Origin of the sequence: Tateyamaria omphalii, assembly GCF_001969365.1 — a bacterium.
In the GTDB taxonomy this organism is placed as follows: domain Bacteria; phylum Pseudomonadota; class Alphaproteobacteria; order Rhodobacterales; family Rhodobacteraceae; genus Tateyamaria; species Tateyamaria omphalii_A.
Genome location: NZ_CP019312.1, coordinates 2,861,067 through 2,878,498, shown reverse-complemented (window position 1 = coordinate 2,878,498; position 17,432 = coordinate 2,861,067). Strand labels below are relative to the sequence as shown.

18 protein-coding genes and 1 other RNA gene are annotated in these 17,432 nt (G+C 62.3%); 10 read left to right on the top strand and 9 right to left on the bottom strand.

Features of this window, described 5'->3' with window-relative positions; all coding sequences use genetic code 11:
- Positions 1 to 20 precede the first annotated feature (20 nt).
- From BWR18_RS14360 to ltaE, 4 genes are all read left to right on the top strand, one after another.
- Positions 21 to 773: a DUF1013 domain-containing protein gene (locus BWR18_RS14360; RefSeq protein ID WP_076629154.1), complete on the top strand. Its 753-nt coding sequence runs from the start codon at positions 21 to 23 to the stop codon at positions 771 to 773.
- A gap of 98 nt (positions 774 to 871) precedes the next feature.
- Complete coding sequence (gene otsB / locus BWR18_RS14355) at positions 872 to 1,552, top strand: trehalose-phosphatase (RefSeq protein ID WP_172839392.1); 681 nt, start codon at positions 872 to 874, stop codon at positions 1,550 to 1,552.
- A gap of 17 nt (positions 1,553 to 1,569) precedes the next feature.
- Complete coding sequence (locus BWR18_RS14350; protein ID WP_076629153.1) at positions 1,570 to 2,925, top strand: alpha,alpha-trehalose-phosphate synthase (UDP-forming); 1,356 nt, start codon at positions 1,570 to 1,572, stop codon at positions 2,923 to 2,925.
- A 53-nt stretch (positions 2,926 to 2,978) separates the two neighbouring features.
- Positions 2,979 to 4,022, top strand: coding sequence for a low-specificity L-threonine aldolase (gene ltaE, locus BWR18_RS14345; protein ID WP_076630329.1), 1,044 nt, complete (start codon positions 2,979 to 2,981; stop codon positions 4,020 to 4,022).
- Between the two features lie 245 nt (positions 4,023 to 4,267).
- Here ltaE and recR read toward each other — a convergent pair whose 3' ends face one another.
- Positions 4,268 to 4,861 (bottom strand): recombination mediator RecR, encoded by a 594-nt coding sequence (recR, locus tag BWR18_RS14340; RefSeq protein WP_076629152.1) that lies wholly within the window; start codon positions 4,859 to 4,861, stop codon positions 4,268 to 4,270.
- Positions 4,862 to 5,061: 200 nt separating this feature from the next.
- Here recR and BWR18_RS14335 point away from each other — a divergent pair, with 200 nt between their 5' ends.
- A complete protein-coding gene (locus BWR18_RS14335; protein ID WP_157598786.1) occupies positions 5,062 to 5,595 on the top strand; it encodes a hypothetical protein in 534 nt (177 codons plus the stop codon).
- A 6-nt stretch (positions 5,596 to 5,601) separates the two neighbouring features.
- Here BWR18_RS14335 and BWR18_RS14330 read toward each other — a convergent pair whose 3' ends face one another.
- From BWR18_RS14330 to BWR18_RS14310, 5 genes are all read right to left on the bottom strand, one after another.
- On the bottom strand, positions 5,602 to 5,946 hold the full coding sequence (locus tag BWR18_RS14330) for a YbaB/EbfC family nucleoid-associated protein (RefSeq protein ID WP_076629150.1): 345 nt from the start codon (positions 5,944 to 5,946) through the stop codon (positions 5,602 to 5,604).
- Complete coding sequence (locus BWR18_RS14325; RefSeq protein WP_157598784.1) at positions 5,947 to 6,369, bottom strand: hypothetical protein; 423 nt, start codon at positions 6,367 to 6,369, stop codon at positions 5,947 to 5,949.
- A complete protein-coding gene (locus tag BWR18_RS14320; protein WP_254684867.1) occupies positions 6,366 to 6,776 on the bottom strand; it encodes a RidA family protein in 411 nt (136 codons plus the stop codon). Before BWR18_RS14320 ends, BWR18_RS14325 begins: the two co-directional genes overlap by 4 nt.
- Positions 6,763 to 8,508 carry a DNA polymerase III subunit gamma/tau gene (locus BWR18_RS14315; RefSeq protein ID WP_076629147.1) on the bottom strand — a complete coding sequence of 582 codons (1,746 nt, stop codon included), beginning with the start codon at positions 8,506 to 8,508 and terminating at the stop codon, positions 6,763 to 6,765. Before BWR18_RS14315 ends, BWR18_RS14320 begins: the two co-directional genes overlap by 14 nt.
- A gap of 149 nt (positions 8,509 to 8,657) precedes the next feature.
- Positions 8,658 to 9,206 carry a TetR/AcrR family transcriptional regulator gene (locus BWR18_RS14310; protein WP_076629146.1) on the bottom strand — a complete coding sequence of 183 codons (549 nt, stop codon included), beginning with the start codon at positions 9,204 to 9,206 and terminating at the stop codon, positions 8,658 to 8,660.
- A gap of 82 nt (positions 9,207 to 9,288) precedes the next feature.
- Between BWR18_RS14310 and BWR18_RS14305 the strand changes: the two genes are divergently transcribed.
- A complete protein-coding gene (locus tag BWR18_RS14305) occupies positions 9,289 to 10,152 on the top strand; it encodes an alpha/beta hydrolase family protein (protein ID WP_076630328.1) in 864 nt (287 codons plus the stop codon).
- 70 nt (positions 10,153 to 10,222) lie between these two features.
- Here the strand turns inward: BWR18_RS14305 and ffs are convergent.
- Positions 10,223 to 10,320, bottom strand: an RNA gene (gene ffs, locus BWR18_RS14300) — signal recognition particle sRNA small type.
- A gap of 46 nt (positions 10,321 to 10,366) precedes the next feature.
- Positions 10,367 to 12,181, bottom strand: a complete 1,815-nt coding sequence (locus BWR18_RS14295) for a 5'-nucleotidase C-terminal domain-containing protein (protein WP_076629145.1) — start codon at positions 12,179 to 12,181, stop codon at positions 10,367 to 10,369.
- A gap of 146 nt (positions 12,182 to 12,327) precedes the next feature.
- On the opposite strand from BWR18_RS14295, the gene nudC reads away from it, so the two are divergent.
- Positions 12,328 to 13,299, top strand: a complete 972-nt coding sequence (gene nudC, locus BWR18_RS14290; RefSeq protein ID WP_076629144.1) for an NAD(+) diphosphatase — start codon at positions 12,328 to 12,330, stop codon at positions 13,297 to 13,299.
- Between the two features lie 42 nt (positions 13,300 to 13,341).
- Entirely contained in the window at positions 13,342 to 13,809 is a 468-nt protein-coding gene (locus tag BWR18_RS14285) for an SRPBCC family protein (RefSeq protein ID WP_076629143.1), read from the top strand.
- A gap of 4 nt (positions 13,810 to 13,813) precedes the next feature.
- Here BWR18_RS14285 and BWR18_RS14280 read toward each other — a convergent pair whose 3' ends face one another.
- Entirely contained in the window at positions 13,814 to 14,644 is an 831-nt protein-coding gene (locus BWR18_RS14280) for a prephenate dehydratase (protein ID WP_076630327.1), read from the bottom strand.
- 137 nt (positions 14,645 to 14,781) lie between these two features.
- Here BWR18_RS14280 and BWR18_RS14275 point away from each other — a divergent pair, with 137 nt between their 5' ends.
- Positions 14,782 to 15,285: a c-type cytochrome gene (locus BWR18_RS14275; RefSeq protein ID WP_076629142.1), complete on the top strand. Its 504-nt coding sequence runs from the start codon at positions 14,782 to 14,784 to the stop codon at positions 15,283 to 15,285.
- Positions 15,286 to 15,538: 253 nt separating this feature from the next.
- Positions 15,539 to 17,428 (top strand): extracellular solute-binding protein, encoded by a 1,890-nt coding sequence (locus tag BWR18_RS14270; RefSeq protein ID WP_438873650.1) that lies wholly within the window; start codon positions 15,539 to 15,541, stop codon positions 17,426 to 17,428.
- Positions 17,429 to 17,432: the final 4 nt, after the last annotated feature.

Below are 17,432 nucleotides of genomic sequence, written 5' to 3'. Positions count from 1 at the left end.
ATGCATAGGAGCATGTGACAATGGCAAAACCGATCATGGCCAAGGCCACCGCCGTCTGGCTGGTGGACAACACGACGATCAGCTTCAAGCAGATCGCGGACTTTGTTGGCATGCACGAATTGGAAGTGCAGGGCATCGCCGATGGCGACGTGGCCGCAGGGGTCAAGGGCTTTGATCCCATTGCCAACAACCAGCTTACCCAGGACGAAATCGACGCGGCCGAAAAAAGCCCGCTGCACAAGCTGACGCTGAAATTCAACGCTGCCGCTGTGGGTGAAGAAAAACGCCGCGGCCCGCGGTATACTCCTCTGTCCAAGCGGCAGGATCGCCCGGCGGCCATCTACTGGCTGGTGAAATTCCATCCTGAGCTGACCGACGGCCAGATCTCGAAACTGGTGGGCACGACCAAGCCGACGATCCAGTCGATTCGCGAGCGCACGCACTGGAATATCTCCAACATCCAGCCGGTGGACCCCGTGGCCTTGGGCCTGACCAAGCAGTCCGAGCTGGACGCCGCCGTGCAGAAGGCCGCCGCCAAGAAAGCCGCCGAAGGGTCGGTCATGTCCGACGACGAACGCCGCAAGCTGGTCAGCACCGAACAGTCGCTGGGCATGGAGGCCGAGCCGAAGATCCCGACCGCCATCGAAGGGCTGGAAACCTTCTCGCTCGCCGATGATGACGACGACAAGGAAGACGAAAGCACCCTCGTGGACGCCGACAGCTTGTTCAACCTGCCCAAGGGCGGTGGCGACGACGAAGACGAACAGCCCTAACGCCGGGAACTTTTCCGGTTCTGCCGCGTTGCAGCGTCATGGACGCTACAACAACAGACATGCCCAAATTGCCGCCTTGCACAGAGGCGGCAATTTTTTTGGACTTCGACGGCACGCTCGTCGATCTCGCCCCGACCCCCGACAGCATTCACATACCGGACACTCTGCCCGCCCTCCTCACGGATCTGCAGGGCCGGGCAGGCGGTGCGCTGGTTCTGATCTCGGGCCGCGCTGCGGGTGATCTGGCCCATTGGCTGCCCGACTTCTCCGGCCTGATTGTCGGCGGGCACGGGGCGGAATGGCGGCAGGGCGGCACGGTTCAGCCCCGCGTGGACGTGGCCCCTGACAGTCTCGCCATGCTCCGCGACGCGGCCAGCGCCTTTGCCGGCACAACGCCGTCCATCCTGCTGGAGGAAAAGCCAACCGGCCTCGTCCTGCACTACCGCGCCCAGCCCGACCTGCAAGACAGGGTCGAAACCTTCACCGCCGATCTCAGCCAGACCCATACCGACTTCGAAGCGCACCCCGCCAAGATGGCGATCGAGATGCGGCCGCGCGGCGTCGGCAAGGATCTGGCGATGGCCGACGTGATGGCGTTAGAGCCTTACGCCGGACGCACCCCCGTGATGATCGGCGACGACACCACCGATGAACCGGCCATGGCATGGGCCCAAAAACAGGGCGGTCTCGGGATCAAGGTGGGCACAGGCGATACCAATGCCCGGCACCGCTTGCCGGATACACTTGCTGTCCATAGGCTTTTGAAACACTGGCCCTAGGGCCAAAGGAGAGATAGATGTCCCCCCGCCTGATCGTCGTATCCAACCGCATCCCGACCGAGGCGGAACCGTCCGGCGGGCTGGTCGTGGCCCTGCATGACTGCCTAACCACCCAAGGCGGCGTGTGGATCGGCACCAGCGGCACGCCGGTCAAAGACCCGGCACCTGAACTGCGCGAAATCGCGCAAGGGGCCTACACCCGCATGGTCTTCGACATCTCGGAGGCGGAACACGAAGGCTATTACCTCGGCTACGCCAATTCCGTGCTCTGGCCGCTCTTTCACCGACGCGCTGACCTTGTGCAGGTGCAACCGGACTACGCCGACCGCTACATGGCCGTGAACACGCGGCTGGCCGACATGTTGGCCGAATTCGCCAAACCGGACGACCTATTGTGGATCCACGACTACCACTTCCTGCCGCTGGCGGCGCTCTTGCGGGACAGGGGCGTGACCGCCCGCATCGGTTTCTTCCTGCACATTCCGTTCCCGGTGGTCTCCGACATTCTGGCGCTGCCACAGGCCAATGACCTCAAGGATTGGGTGGCTGCTTACGACGTCTTCGGCGTCCAGACCCAGGGCGATGTTGCCCGTGTGATGGCGCACTACCGCGACGACCCCGACGCGATCTTTGACACCCAGGGGCGCATGGTCACGCTCGACAACGGCGTGGCCCCGCGCCACTTCCCCATTGGGATAGACGCGCATGACTTCGCGGCGCTGGCCAAGGCTAGGGCCGATATCGTGCCGCTGGCCATGTCGCCGGGCCAAAAGCTTGTGCTGGGCGTCGACCGGCTCGATTACTCCAAGGGGCTCGTCCACCGCTTTGAAGGGTTCGCAACCTTCCTCGACGCGCGCAGCGACGACAGCCCCAAGGCGACGCTCCTGCAAATCGCACCGCCCTCCCGCGAGGATGTGGACGCCTACAAGGACATCCGCACCGAGCTTGAACAGGCGGCGGGCATGATCAACGGCGCCCATGCCGAACTCGACTGGACCCCCATCCGTTACATTCGCCGCTCCATCGACCGCGACACGCTGGCCAGCGTCTACCGCCGCGCAGACGTGGCAATGGTCACACCGCTGGCCGACGGCATGAACCTGGTGGCCAAGGAATTCGTCGCCGCCCAGGACCCCGAAGACCCCGGCGTACTGATCCTGTCCCACTTCGCAGGCGCGGCCGAACAGTTGACCGACGCCGTCATGGTCAATCCATACGACGCGGCTGAAGTGGGAGAGGCGGTCGCCACGGCCCTCACCATGCCACTGGACGAACGCAAAGCGCGGCACGCCAAACTGCGCGACAACGTGATGACCGAAGATATCGCATGGTGGACAGACAGCTATCTCGCGGCCCTGCGTGGAACGGATTGAACACCACATGTCGCGAGCATAGGGTGATCCCGAACCAGGCTGAGGGACCCGCGATGAACCAATATGCTGCCATGTCGACCAAACCAACCGCGCAGATCATCTGCGACCTGCGCAGCGACACCGTCACGCGCCCGGACGCTGCCATGCGCAAGGCCATGGCCGAGGCCGAGGTCGGCGATGACGTCTTTGGCGATGATCCCACGGTCAACCGGCTCGAATCCACACTCGCCGAACGGCTGGGTAAGGACGCGGGGCTGTTCCTTTCCTCAGGCACGCAAAGCAATTTCGTGGGCCTGCTCGCCCATTGCGCGCGGGGCGAAGAGATCGTCACGGGCCGCGCCTACCACATTCACAAGTATGAGGCCAAAGGCGCCTCCGTTTTGGGTGGTATCGCGTTCGAACCGCTGGACGTGGCCGATGACGGCGCCCTTGAGGCGAAAGCGATCGCGGCAGCGGTCAAGGACGACGACCCGCACATGCCTGTCACCCGGCTTCTGGGCCTGGAAAACACCCACAACGGCATGGCGATCCCGCTCACCCGTTTGGGCGACGCGGTGCAGGCCGGACGCGACGCGGGCCTCGCCGTCCATCTGGACGGCGCGCGCTATTTCAACGCAGTGGCCGCGCTGAACTGCCCGGAAAGGGCATTGGCGGACATGTTCGACAGCATTTCGATCTGCCTGTCCAAAGGGCTTGGCACGCCGGTCGGATCCGTTCTGGTAGGTCCCCGCGATCTGATCGCGCGTGCCCGCCGCTGGCGCAAGATGCTGGGGGGCGGGATGCGGCAGGCCGGTGTTCTGGCCGCGGCAGGCCTGTATGCGCTCGACCAGAACATCTCGCGTCTGTGCGACGACCACACGCGCGCCACGGCACTGGCGGATGTGTTGCGTGAGTACGGCGATGTGCAGCACGCAACCAACATGATCTTCTTCACCCCGCCCGGCGGCGTGACCGCAGACCTGCCTCAGCACATGGCCGCCCACGGCGTGCAACTGACCGGGGCCACCGGAACCACTCGGTTGGTGCTGCACAAGGATGTCACCGACGACGGGCTGCACGCCGCCATCGACGGGTTTCGCAGCTTTTTTGGCGGTTAGATGCTTTGCAACTTACCAAACAGCAAACGCACCCACGCAAACCTTAACGGCGGGCATGTGTGCACAAGACCTTAACGGTTCCGGGACACCCAAAATACGCAGTTTCAGGCCCAAACATCACGCTCTGTGGAAAACCCTCGATTTTGGCCCGTTTTGAAGGGGTCACAATGCGCAGTCTACCCTCGAAAATGTGCAGTTTGGCCAATCCTGCCCACCCCAAGCCCACCGCGAGGCGGCTCAAGACATCACAACGCCTTGCGCGCCCGCAGCGCCGCCGTGATCGTCCCGTCGTCCAGATAATCCAACTCGCCCCCGATGGGCACACCCTGCGCCAGCGACGTCAACTTGACCTGACCGTCCAGCTGATCGGCGATGTAATGCGCCGTTGTCTGCCCGTCGATGGTGGCGTTCAGGGCCAGGATGACCTCGTTGATATTCTCTGTCTGCACCCGGTCAATCAGGCGTGGGATTCGCAGCTCGTCCGGGCCGATGGCGTCTAGGGCCGACAGGGTTCCACCCAGCACATGATAGCGCCCCTTGAACACGCCAGCCCGTTCCATCGCCCACAGATCGGCGACATCCTCCACCACGCAAAGCTCTGAATTGGCACGCTTTTCTGACGAGCAGATGTCGCAGATGTCACTGGTGCCCACATTGCCGCAATTCAGGCATTCGCGCGCCGTGACCGCCACGGTTTGCATCGCGTCGGCCAGCGGGGTCAGCAGCAGCGCACGCTTGCGGATCAAGTGCAGCACGGCACGGCGCGCGGACCGCGGCCCAAGCCCCGGCAGCTTCGCCATCATTTCGATCAGGTTGTCTATATCGCGGGTACTGCTCATCTCGTTGATCCTATTGCGCTTTCGGCAGAACAAAAAGGGTCTGTTTGGGTTCATCACTTCTCAACCATACGGACGCTAGGGTGCGGCCAGTCGTTGATCAAAGGCAGGTGACCATGCGCGTCGTCAGGTGGAGTATCCCGTTGTTTCTATGCGTTTTTCTAGTGGCAAGCCCGGCGCTCGCCTGCGTTTATCCCAGCAGCTTGCGCACCATTAACGCCACCCTCCTGACCGTTCTGAACGTCGGCGGGGAAGTGTCCGTACATCACCGTGGCGCACTGCGACGCAGCCTCGGCCAACTGGACACGGCCGCAGTTCTGAGCGCATTGCAAGAAGACGCAACGCGCCGCGACGCACGCGCGGCCCAAACCATTCTGACCGTGGCCCAAGCGCTCGCCGACGGGCGTGGCGTCCGGGTCGAAGATGGCGTGCGCAGCGACGTCACCCGCCTTGCCAGCGCAGCGGACGCGGCCTGTTCCGGCGCTGCAAATGCGGCCACATCAGGCGAAGATGCGGCGGGTGCAGAGCAAGGCAAAGGGCGGAACACAGGGCAGGGCGGCCGCGCCCTGACATTTCAGGAAGGGGTGGTCAGGCTCAGCCTGACTTTCACCATCTACTTGATTTTCCTTGCTTTCCTGCTTGGCTTGCGGCGCCAGCTGCGCGAGCGCTACGGACGGATTCAGCAGGAAGAGGACAAGACCCAGCCAGCCCAACCCTTCGATCAGTCAGCAATCTGAGCAGCCTCAGAACGGCAGCTTCATTCCCGGTGGCAGGCCCAGCCCTTCGGTCAGCTTGCTCATCTCTTCCTGCGCACGTTCCTGTGCCTTGGCCTGCGCGTCCTTGATCGCGGCAAGGATCAGGTCCTCGACCACTTCCTTGTCATCGCCATTGAAGATCGACGGATCAATGTCGAGCGCGGTCAACTCGCCCTTGGCTGTCGCCGTGGCCTTGACCAGCCCCGCACCACTTTCGCCCGTGACCGTGACATTGTGCAGCTCATCCTGCATCTCGGCCATTTTGGTCTGCATTTCCTGGGCTTTTTTCATCATCCCGGCCATATCGCCGAGCCCGCCAAGTCCCTTGAGCATCTACCTCTCCGATCCATCTGCGCCGCCCGTTCGCGGCTTGGTATAAAGAACAATCCCCACACATATCGCAGCGACAGCCACGATGAACAAGGTGGGCTGGCCGATACAACCTTCGGCCATCGCCTCCGGTCGCAGGCCGGTGGGATCCGCCATGGTAATCACGGTGATGAACACGGTCCATAAGATGACCGCCGCCAGCCCAACCCATTGCTGCCGAAACCGCAACGCGATCAGCGACAGCAGCAAAAGGGCAATGCCCGCAGGGGACAGAAAAAGACTAACCGCCTCGCCAAGCATCCCGACCGGATTGCCGTCCCAGTTTGAGCGCGCCGTACTGCATACCTCGGCCAGGGCAGGGGTAGGCGACAGGGCAAAAGGTAGAGAAGTCAGCCTGTAAAGATAAATAGCACCGCTGCGTTTCATGTGGCGCGTCCGGGCAGGCGGGCCACGATTTTCAGTTCGACAATGACGCCGTCCGCGGCAAATCCGGCGACCTCAATCGCCGTCCACGCGGGGTAGGGCTGTCGGACATATTCGGCACGGATCGCTTTGAAATCCTCAAGGTGGTCCCGCAGGCCCACGTGAAAACTGGTCATGTCCACCACGCTGCTCCAGTCCAGACCATCCGCAGCCAGAACGTCGGTCACCGTGTCAAAGGCCACGCGCATCTGCGCGACCGGATCGGCAGGCGGCGGGCCGTCCACTGGGCAGCCGTTGAAGCCCGTCAGAAAAACATGATCGCCGGACACCAGCGCAGGGGACATGCGCCAATCGCGCACCAGATCCCGCATGTCGTCCGGCACGATGGCGCGTGGCTCAGTCTTCTTCAAAGGGATCCCACTCGTCATCCACTTCCGGCAACGCTTCGATATGCGCCTCTTGTGCGATCTCTTCGGGGGTGCGGATCGCGGTGATCTTGGCCTTCGGGAACTGGGCCATGACGGCTTGGACCAGCGGGTGCGCCTCTGCCTTGGACTTCAGTTCCAGATCGGCGGCATCGCGCATTTCGGCAATGGTCTTGGCGCCGCCCTCGCTCACCACCGAAACACCCCAGCGGTTGCCCGTCCACGTCTGCAAGCGCGCGCCCAAACGCTGCGCCAGATCCCGCGGAGCATTCTCTGTCGGCTCAAACTCGATCCGACCGGGCTGGTAAGCGGCCAGACGCAAGGTCGTCTCAACCTCGACCAGCAGTTTCACATCGCGGTTTGCGCGGATCAGTTCAATGACATGATCAAAGGTCGGGTAACGGGCCAGCGCCCTCTCCGGGTCCTGAGCCAGTGCGGTCGTTTGCCCAGCCGCATTCGGGTTGGACACCATGCGCGTCCGCGCCTGATGCACCGCCTGCGTGCCGGTGCTGCCGCCCGCCGGGGCGGATGGTGCGGGCGCCGCGGGCGGAGGCGTTGCGTTCTGCAGCTTTTTGACCAAATCCTCCGGGCTGGGCAGGTCCGCCACATGGGTCAGCCGGATCACGGCCATCTCGGCGGCCATCATCGCGTTGGGCGCGCCCGCCACCTCGTCCAGCGCCTTGAGCAGCATCTGCCACAGCCGGGTCAGCACCCGCATCGGCAGGGCCTCGGCCATTTGCAGGCCGCGACTGCGTTCGTCGGGCGATATGGTGGGGTCATCCGCGGCTTCGGGCGTGATCTTGACCACGGATGTCCAGTGCGTGATTTCCGCCAGATCGCGCAGCACGGCCATGGGGTCGGCCCCGTCGGCATATTGCGCGCCAAGCTCGGTCAGCGCGCCCGCGGCATCGCCCTTGAGGATCATGTCGAACAGGTCCAGCACGCGACCCCGATCGGCCAGTCCCAGCATCGCGCGCACCTGGTCTGCGGTCGTTTCCCCCGCACCATGCGATATTGCCTGATCCAGCAGAGACGTTGCATCCCGCGCCGACCCTTCCGCCGCGCGGGTGATCAGGGCCAGCGCATCATCCGCAATCTCTGCCCCTTCGGCCGTCGCGATCTTGCGCAGAAGGGCGATCATCACTTCCGGTTCGATCCTGCGCAGGTCGAAGCGCTGGCAGCGGGACAGGACCGTGACGGGGACTTTGCGGATTTCGGTCGTGGCAAAGATGAATTTGACGTGCGCGGGTGGCTCTTCCAGCGTCTTCAGCAGCGCGTTGAACGCGCTGTTGGACAGCATGTGCACCTCGTCGATGATGTAGATCTTGTACCGGGCCGACGCCGCGCGGTAGTGCACGCTGTCGATGATCTCTCGGATGTCATTGACGGACGTGTTCGAGGCGGCGTCCATCTCAAGCACATCGACGTGACGCCCCTCCATGATGGCTGTGCAATGTTCGCATACGCCACAGGGATCGGTCGTTGGGCCGCCGTTCCCGTCTGGGCCGATGCAGTTCATCCCCTTCGCGATGATCCGCGCGGTGGTCGTCTTGCCCGTCCCGCGAATCCCAGTCATGACAAAGGCTTGCGCGATCCGATCCGCCGCAAACGCGTTTTTCAGCGTGCGCACCATCGCGTCCTGACCCACGAGGTCGACAAAGGTTTCGGGCCGGTACTTGCGGGCCAACACCTGATAGTTCTGGGTCTCTTCTGACATCGGCCTCAACGCGGAATCGGAACGGTTTGGAGACAGTACGGGGCAGGGCGGGCGGCGTCCACCGCTGCCGTCAGATCAGCCACAGGATCACACCTGTTGCCAATGTGTCCGCTGTCATTGCCAGCCCGCCGCTACGGTAAGTCGTCCGGTCACAGGCGGTCAGTCATTTGCCGGATCACGTCCGAATTGCGCCGGGCGCGGGCCAGGGTCCAGCCGCCCTGGATCAGCATGAACAGGTGTTCCGACTTGGCCTGCGCGTCCTCGGTTGACAGTCCCAATCGGGCGGCGTGGTCATGCACTTCGGTGATCCATCCTTCGTAGATGTGGTTGGCATGCGCGCGGAAGTCCTCGTTGTCCGGCCCTTCAAACAGGGTGGCTGCAATCGGGCACGTGTCCCAGCCCGTAATGTCGAACAGTTTGGCCAGCTTGTAGCACAGGGTGGTGGCCCCGTCCTTGAACGTATCCGCCCCGTCAAAGCTGGCGGCGATCAGGCGCAGCATCTCGTCCGAGGCCCATGTGGCCGCCGCCATGGCAAGGTCGGATTTCCCGTTCGGAAAGTGGTGATAAAGCGACCCCTTGGGCGCTTTCGCATAGGCCAAAAGGTCGGCAAGACCCACGCCGTGATAGCCCCGCGTGCGAAAAAGCGTGGCAGCGGACAGGATCAGTCGGTCCTTGGTGGGCAGGGGGCGGTCGGTCATTCTTTGATCTTGACAGGAATAGACCGATTGGTCCAGCGTGCCAATTAGACCGAATGGTCTAGCCGTGATGGAGGACCCTCGCATGCTTGACGCAAACCCTGTGCAACGGCCGGTGATGGAACGGTCGCTGGCCTTCAAGACTGAAGACGGCGCAGAGTTGGTTGGGCGTTTGTACCGGCCAAGCCAACGGCCCTTTGCAGCCGTTGTTCTGAACAGCGCGACCGGTGTGCCACAGACGTTCTACACCCACTTTGCACGCTGGCTGGCGGCTGAACGGGGCATGGCTGTGCTGACCTACGACTATCGGGGCATGGGCCGATCATTTGCGGGCCCGTTGCGAAATGTGCAGGCGGATATGGCGGATTGGGGGATCCGCGATCAGGTGGCCGCCCGCCGGGCGATTCGGCGCGAGGTGCCAGACACGCCGCTCTGGGTCATAGGGCATTCGCTGGGCGCGATGTTGCTGCCGAACCAGCCAGAACTGGATGATGTTGTGCGCGTGATTGGCGTGGCCTCCGGTATCGTTCATCACAACGATCACCCATGGCCCTATCGTGCGGTGGCGCTGAATTTCTGGTTCACGCTTGGCCCGCTGGCGACGCTGCTGTGGGGCTATCTGCCCGGCAAAGCGCTTCGGATGGGTGAAGACTTGCCCGCTGGTGTGTTCTGGCAATGGCGCAGATGGTGCACGTCGCGGGAGTTCTACACAGCCGATCTTGGACCTCGGTTACCGGCACCCGATTGGACCAGCAATGCAACCGTCCGGCTACACGCATTCACTGATGACGACCTGATCCCACCCGCCCAAACGGCGCGATTGGCGCGGGTATATGGGGTCGAGCCTGTGGTGATTGATCCCAAGACGCATGGTTTGGGCAATGTCGGGCATGTCGGCGCGTTTTCTCGGAAGAACAGGGCGATTTGGCCAGTGTTGCTTGAAGGGTAGCCGCTGGCCCTCTCGCGCATCAGAGATGCCTTGCCGGGCCTACGCGCGCCGTACGTGGCACGTTACGCTGAGGTGAGAGATTGACAACGACCCAAGCGGGGCTCGTTACGGCTGCTTCCTTCCGGATCTGACCGGGTTGGCGAGGCGCCTGCCCGCGCCAACCTCTCATAAGTGGATATAAAGAGCGCACCGCGCAGGTGCAAGAGGTGCTGCATTATATGGTCACTTCGACCTGCAAGAAGCCATTGTCGTTCAGTCCAAGGGCGCTTGGCTCGAACGCGGCAATGTCAGACAGATGGTCAGCGGCAGCGGGTGCGGTGTGAATGATCCGCCGCTTTTGCGCCGTGCCAGCGAACTGCCAGGACGCGGCGTTGCTGCCGGCCGGTAAGGGATCGTGGCATGACACCACTGCCCGCAAGGCATCGCGCAATTCCACATCGGTGCGGACCGTGCGCGTGTTTGGACCGATGCCGGGAAAGTTTCCGCCCCCCGCGCCGCGGTAGCTGGTCATGGCAAGTACGAAGCGCGCACGGGGATCCACGTCGCAGCCCTTGTGGCACAGGCGACGCACGCGCGTTGCATTGCGGCGCACGCGGTGCCCGGTGACGTCAAAGGCAGAAGGCGTATAGGGGTCCACCTCCGCCTCGATCCCGTACAACATGTCGAAGTTGAACGCGGGGGCATCCGGATTGACCAGGGTTGTGCTTTTGTCGTTGTCATCGCCAAAAAACACGAGGCTTCGGTCGATCCAATCCCAGATCTCCGCTCCGGTCAGGACCGCCGCCCAAACCGTGTTTGGATAAGGGCACAGCATGGAAACATGCCGTTCGCAGAAGGGCCCAGGCGGGATATCGACAAAATTGCCCGGTCCGGAACGCCCGCCCAACGCAGCGGGCGCGACACTGGCCAGCAGCGGTAGGTTGGCCAGGTCCGTATCTGCTACCGCCCTTTCAATCGTTGCAGACAATGCACGTGCCACCAACGCCTCGACGCGGGATGGGCGCAACATAGAGAACCAGCTGTGCAGGCGTTCTGAGGTATGGGCAACAGGTGTATTGAGGTGTGCCTGGGTCGCAGCGACAACTGGTTGTGTGATCCCCGCCACCTGTGCATCTGGTGCCGTTTCCCGTTCGATTCCACGGCGTTGCACGACATGAGATGCGATACGCCAAGCGCCGTCATGAACAAGATCAAGGTCAATCAGGCCAAGCTCCACACCCGCATATGCGGGCATGACTGCCGGAACGCCGCTGAGCGTCCCGCCCGAGGCATCCGCGGTGGCGAACCCTGCGTGGTCGGGACCGGGAAAGCGCAAATGCGTGTGTCCAAGGATCATCGCGTCCACGCCATGCACATCCGAGGCGATGGCGGCGGCAAAGTTCTCGCCCGTGGAATCTATGCCATCCGTCAAACCGCTATGGCACAACACGATCACCAAATGCGCGCCCGCGTCCCGCAACTCGTGAACTGCAGAACGTACCGCCTGCACCCCCCCTTCAAACCGCACAGATCCCTCGAGGCAGCGCCTGTTCCAGACGCCCGTTTGCGGGGGCAGCACGGACGTCACACCAATGCGCAGCGGCCTGATCTGCCCATCTGAGCACGGCAAATTGCGCTCCAGCACCGTGTGAGCGGTGGTGCTTGTCATCTCGGCAGCAAACGCATTCGCGCACAGGACAGGGCAGGTCACTTGCGCCATGACGGCATCCATGAATGGCAGGCCAAAGTCGAAATCGTGGTTGCCCAGGCCAACTGCATCGTACTCAAGGGCATTGAGAACGGCAGGCCAGGGATGCGCGTCGATCCGACGTACACAGATGTCGCCCATCGGTGTGCCCTGCAGCGCGTCACCGTTGTCCAGCAGCACCCAACCACCGGGCGCGCTCGCGCGTTCATGGCGTATGATGGTGGCAAGGCGATCCATGCCCCGTCCACTTACGGGCGCATCGTGCAACGCATCCCACCCTGTCAGGTGCATGTGAACATCAGATGTCGCTGCAATACGCAGCTGGGCACTGGGCAACGTCATACCAGTATTGCATCTTAAGGTTGAGTTAAGTGCAAGCAAAAAGATTTATACGGGAACCTGGGCGCGGAGGACCATACGCCCGCCCATTGCGTCACCGCGCCCCCCGTGCCAAGCACAGCGCCACGACGAAGACCAAAGGGGCGGCTATGAAACACGCGGAAACGGTCACCTTCGGGGGATCAAACCTGGACCGTGCTGCTGAAATGCGGGGCGTTGCCGAGGCGATTGCCAGAGCCAAGGCCGACCCGTCCGCGCGCGCCATTCTGATGTGGCGCGGCAAGCCGTTGATCCATCGGACCCGGCCCGCCGCTTTGATGCGCCTGCCCATGGACCACCCGGCCTGTGCGGACGCCAATGCCGACACGGCCATCTTTCTTGGTCGCGAGGATGGCAGTCCGCGCTTTGCTCTGGATCTGTCCGAATGGGAGCCGGACCACCTTGATCCGTCCAAGTTGGGCGGCTTTCTCGACCCGACCGAGCAACGCCATCCATCATGCAAGGAGGATGAGGTTTTTGCCGAATTGCGCCGGGTCATGACCTGGCTGTCACCGCGCGATGCAGAGCTGGCAGCTACGACGCGCGCCGTGTTCAGCTGGCACGACACGCACGGTTTCTGTGCCAAATGCGGCGCCGCATCGACGATGACGCAGGCAGGATGGCAGCGGACATGCCCGGCGTGTGGCGCGCACCACTTCCCCCGAACCGATCCCGTTGTCATCATGCTGATCACCCGTGGCAATTCGGTGCTGATGGGCCGCTCACCCGGTTGGCCGGCGGGGATGTATTCCCTGCTTGCCGGTTTTGTCGAACCCGGCGAAACGCTCGAGGCCGCCGTGCGCCGCGAGGTGTTTGAGGAGGCAGGGGTCAAGGTCGGCGCCGTCGAATACCTGTCCAGCCAACCCTGGCCGTTCCCGGCCTCGCTCATGTTTGGCTGTCGCGGGTCGGCGCTGACAGAGGACATTACCATCGACCCGAATGAAATCGAGGATGCAATCTGGGTCACGCGGGAAAAGATGCTTTCGATTTTCGCAGGCGAGCACGCGACAATCCTGCCAGCCCGGAAAGGCGCAATTGCACATTTTTTGCTTGAGAACTGGCTTGCGGACACGCTTGATTGACGTGACACTGCGACCCGATACACATCACAGCAGGCATCAGGCATGAAATTCTCGGGCCGGGAAGACGTGGCAGCACCGATTGACGCTGTGTTCGAAGCGCTCAACGACTTCGAAAGTTTCGAACGGCAAGCGATGCGTCGCGGTGCCGAGGTCCGACGGATCGACCCGCTGACGCAGCCGGGCGTCGGCATGCAGTGGGATGTGTCCTTCAAGATGCGCGGGCGCACGCGGGAAATGAGCGTGAAGATGGCCCGCTACGACGATCCGAATGAAATGATCTTTGATGTGAAATCTGCCGGTGTGACCGGCACGTTTTCCATTGAGCTTATGGCGCTGTCGCGCAGCCGCACCCGCATGGCTCTCGCGCTGGAGTTGACGCCGCTGACCTTGTCGGCCCGCCTGTTTGTGCAGTCGCTCAAGCTGGCCAAGGCATCGCTGAACAAGCGCTTCAAGTTGCGGTTGGCCGAATACGCCAAGGGGCTCGAAGACCGCTTGCAGCGCAGCGCGTGACAGATCAGTCCCGTCCCGCTGCCGCAGGATACACGCCAAGAACATCCAGACGGTTGGTGAAATAGTCCAGTTCTTCCAGCGCGCGGGCCACACCGGGATCATCCGGGTGCCCCTCAACGTCGGCGTAAAACTGCGTGGCCGTGAACGCGCCACCGACCATATAGCTTTCCAGCTTGGTCATGTTGACCCCGTTCGTGGCAAAACCACCCATCGCCTTGTACAGCGCGGCGGGGATGTTGCGCACTTCAAACACAAAGGTCGTGATCATCGTCTCGCCGCGGCGCGTCAGATCCATGTCGGGCGCCATGAGCAGAAAACGGGTGGTGTTGTGGCCCTGATCCTCGATGTCCTGTGCAAGAACGTTCAGCCCATAGATGTCTGCCGCGACAGAGGAGGCGAGGGCACCGACGCCCCGTTCTTCGGCCTGCGCGATGGCAGCGGCGGCCCCGGCGCTGTCCGGTGCGGCCTCGGCATGAATGCCGTGCGCATCCAGGTAGGCCCGCGCCTGCGGGATCAGCACCGGGTGGGCGCGCACCAGCGAAATGTCATCCAGCGTCTGACCCGGCATCGCCATCAGCGCGATGCGCACCCGGACAAATGCTTCGTCCACGATGTGCAGTCCGCTTTGCGGCAGCAGCCGGTGAATATCGGCCACGCGACCATAGGTCGTGTTTTCGACCGGCAGCATGGCCATGTCGGCATCACGCGCGCGCACGGCAGCGATCACATCTTCGAATGCGTGGCAGGGCACCGGGGTGGCGTCCGGCCTTGCTTTCAAAACGGCCTCATGGCCGTAAGCGCCCAAATCCCCCTGGAACGCAATCCGTATCGACATCATCGGTCCTTTGCTGCCGGGCCACCACCTTGAACCCGGCAGGGCGATTGGTCGCGCTTTCTATACCTTGCCAGTCCCAAGGGGAAGCCGTAGATACCCGCCGGAACAACACTGAAAGCCACGGAATCGGAAGCCAAATGTTCGACACCATGACCTTTACCAAGATTGCGGCCAGCCTCTGTGGTGCGCTGCTGGTGCTTTTACTGGGCCAGTGGGCCGCGGAAGAACTGTACCACGTCGACGGTTATGGCGATCAGGCCTATGTAATTGATACTGGCGCGGACGAAGCGACTGAAGAGGTGGTGGAGGTTGCATTTGCCGATGTATTTGCAGCCGCCGACGCGGGTGCCGGCCAGCGGGTTTTCCGCCAGTGCAGCGCCTGCCACAAGTTGGAAGACGGTGCAAACGCGGTTGGTCCGCATCTCTACGGCGTTGTGGGCCGCGACGTGGGATCGACCGCGTACGGATCATATTCCGGCGCCTTGAACGAGGTGGCGGACATCTGGTCGCCCGAGAACTTGAACGCGTTCCTCGAAAATCCGCGCGGATGGGCGCCGGGAACGTCCATGGGCTACAACGGCCTGCGCGATGTTGAGGATCGGGCAAACCTGATCGCCTATCTCGACAGCATAGACGACTGATTGTTACTCAAATCGCCGTTTCCGAAGGCCGCGTGCACCATGCTCGCGGCCTTTTTGTGTCGATTGTTACAACATCTCACATGCCGGGGATCACAATCACGTATTCGGAAGTTGCATATTGGCGTCGCGCGCATTTAGCTTACTTCCCATAACAAGACGGCCCTGAATGCCACCTGTACGGAGGATACCTATGCGACAGACCCTCAAGCGATCGACCGCTCATGCCCGCGTGAAAGCGGCGCGAAACAAACACATGTTGTGGGGCGGCCTTGGGGTTCTCGGGCTCTTGATCACCTTGGCCGCGTCCGGCATGGCACGCGCCGCTGATCATGAAAACATCATCTCATCGCATGGGTATTCATTTTATGGCGATCTGACATATCCCGCAGATTACCCGCATTTCGACTACGTGAACCCGGATGCGCCGAAAGGCGGGGAACTGGCAATCCCGTTCGTCGGTACGTTGGACTCGATGAACCCATATGCGCGCCAGGGCCGGGCGCACCTGTTCTCGGTCCTGATGTATGAAAGCCTGCTGGGCGAGGCGCCCGGCGGCGGAGCCGCGCCAGCCGATGTTTATTCGGAATACTACTGCCTTTTGTGCGAGCGACTGGAATACCCCGAAGACAAGTCATGGGTCACGTTCTACATGCGGCCCGAAGCGCGGTTTTCCGACGGCACGCCCGTCACGGCGCATGACATCGCGTTCAGCCACAACCTGCTGTTGGATCAGGGGTTCAAATCCTATGCCGATGCGGTGCGCGCCCGCATTCCGAAGGTCGAGGTGATCGACGACTACACCATCAAATTCTATTTTACCGACGGTATCTCGCGCCGGTCGCTGATTGAACAGGTGGGCACAGTGCCCGCCTGGTCCAAGGCATGGTACGAGGAAACGGGCGCCAAGCTGAATGAAAGCCGTCTTGATATCTCGCCTGGGTCTGGGGCCTACATGGTCGAAGACGTCAACATCTCACGACGTATCACGTTGAAGCGCAATCCGGACTATTGGGGAAACGACCTGCCTTTCAACGTCGGGCGCAATAATCTCGACCGCCTGCGGGTTGAGATGTTTGGCGACAGCGCCGCCGCGTTCGAGGCGTTCAAGGCAGGCGAATACACATTCCGGGCGGAGGGCGACAGCCGCATCTGGGCCACGCAATACAACTTCCCCAAGGTGCAAAACGGCGCCGTGGTCCAGGAAGAGTTGCGCAATGGCGCCCCACCGGCGGCAACCGGGATCATCTTTAACCTCAATTCACAATTCCTCACCGATCGCCGCGTGCGCGAAGCCGTGGCGCTTGGCTACAACTTCGAATGGACGAACGAGAGCCTGCAATATGGCCTCTTCGACCAGCGCGCGTCGTTCAGCCAGGGCACACCGGTCATGGCCAAAGGCGCACCAGAGGGCCTGGAACTTGAGCTTCTGCAATCGCTCGGGGACCTTGTCCCCGAAGAGATGCTGACAGAGCCCGCGCGCGTGCCACACACGTCCAACGCCGAGACGTTGCGCGACCGTCGCAACCTGCGCACAGCCATGCGGCTTCTGGACGAGGCGGGCTGGGAGGTGGGCGATGACGGCCTGCGCCGGAACGCAGAGGGCCAAGTGCTCAAGCTGAACTTCCTCTTCAACAGTTCCGCGTCGCCGACCATCACCGGCGTCATGGAGAATTTCGTGTCGAACGTGTCCACGATGGGCATCGACATCACGCTTGAGCGGGTGGATTCCTCGCAATACACCGCCCGCGAACGCGACCGGGACTACGATCTGCTTTATGATCAATATCCCGCCTTCATCGGCACAGGCACCGGTCTGAGCCAACGCTTTGGATCCGAGGATGCCGCGTTTTCCCTGTTCAACCCCGCCGGGCTCGCCAGCCCATTGGTTGACAAGTTGATCGACGTGTCGCTGGACGCCGAAACACGAGAAGAGGAAGAAGCGGCGATGCGGGCGCTGGACCGTGCCCTGCGGCACGAGTTCTTCATGGTCCCGCTGGGCTATGTGCCCAATCACTGGGTGGCTTACTACGACATGTACGAATACCCAGACGTCATCCCGCCCTACAACCTCGGCTATCTCGACTTCTGGTGGGTGAATGAGGAAAAGGCCGAAGCACTCCGGGCCTCCGGCGCGCTGAGGTAAGGCA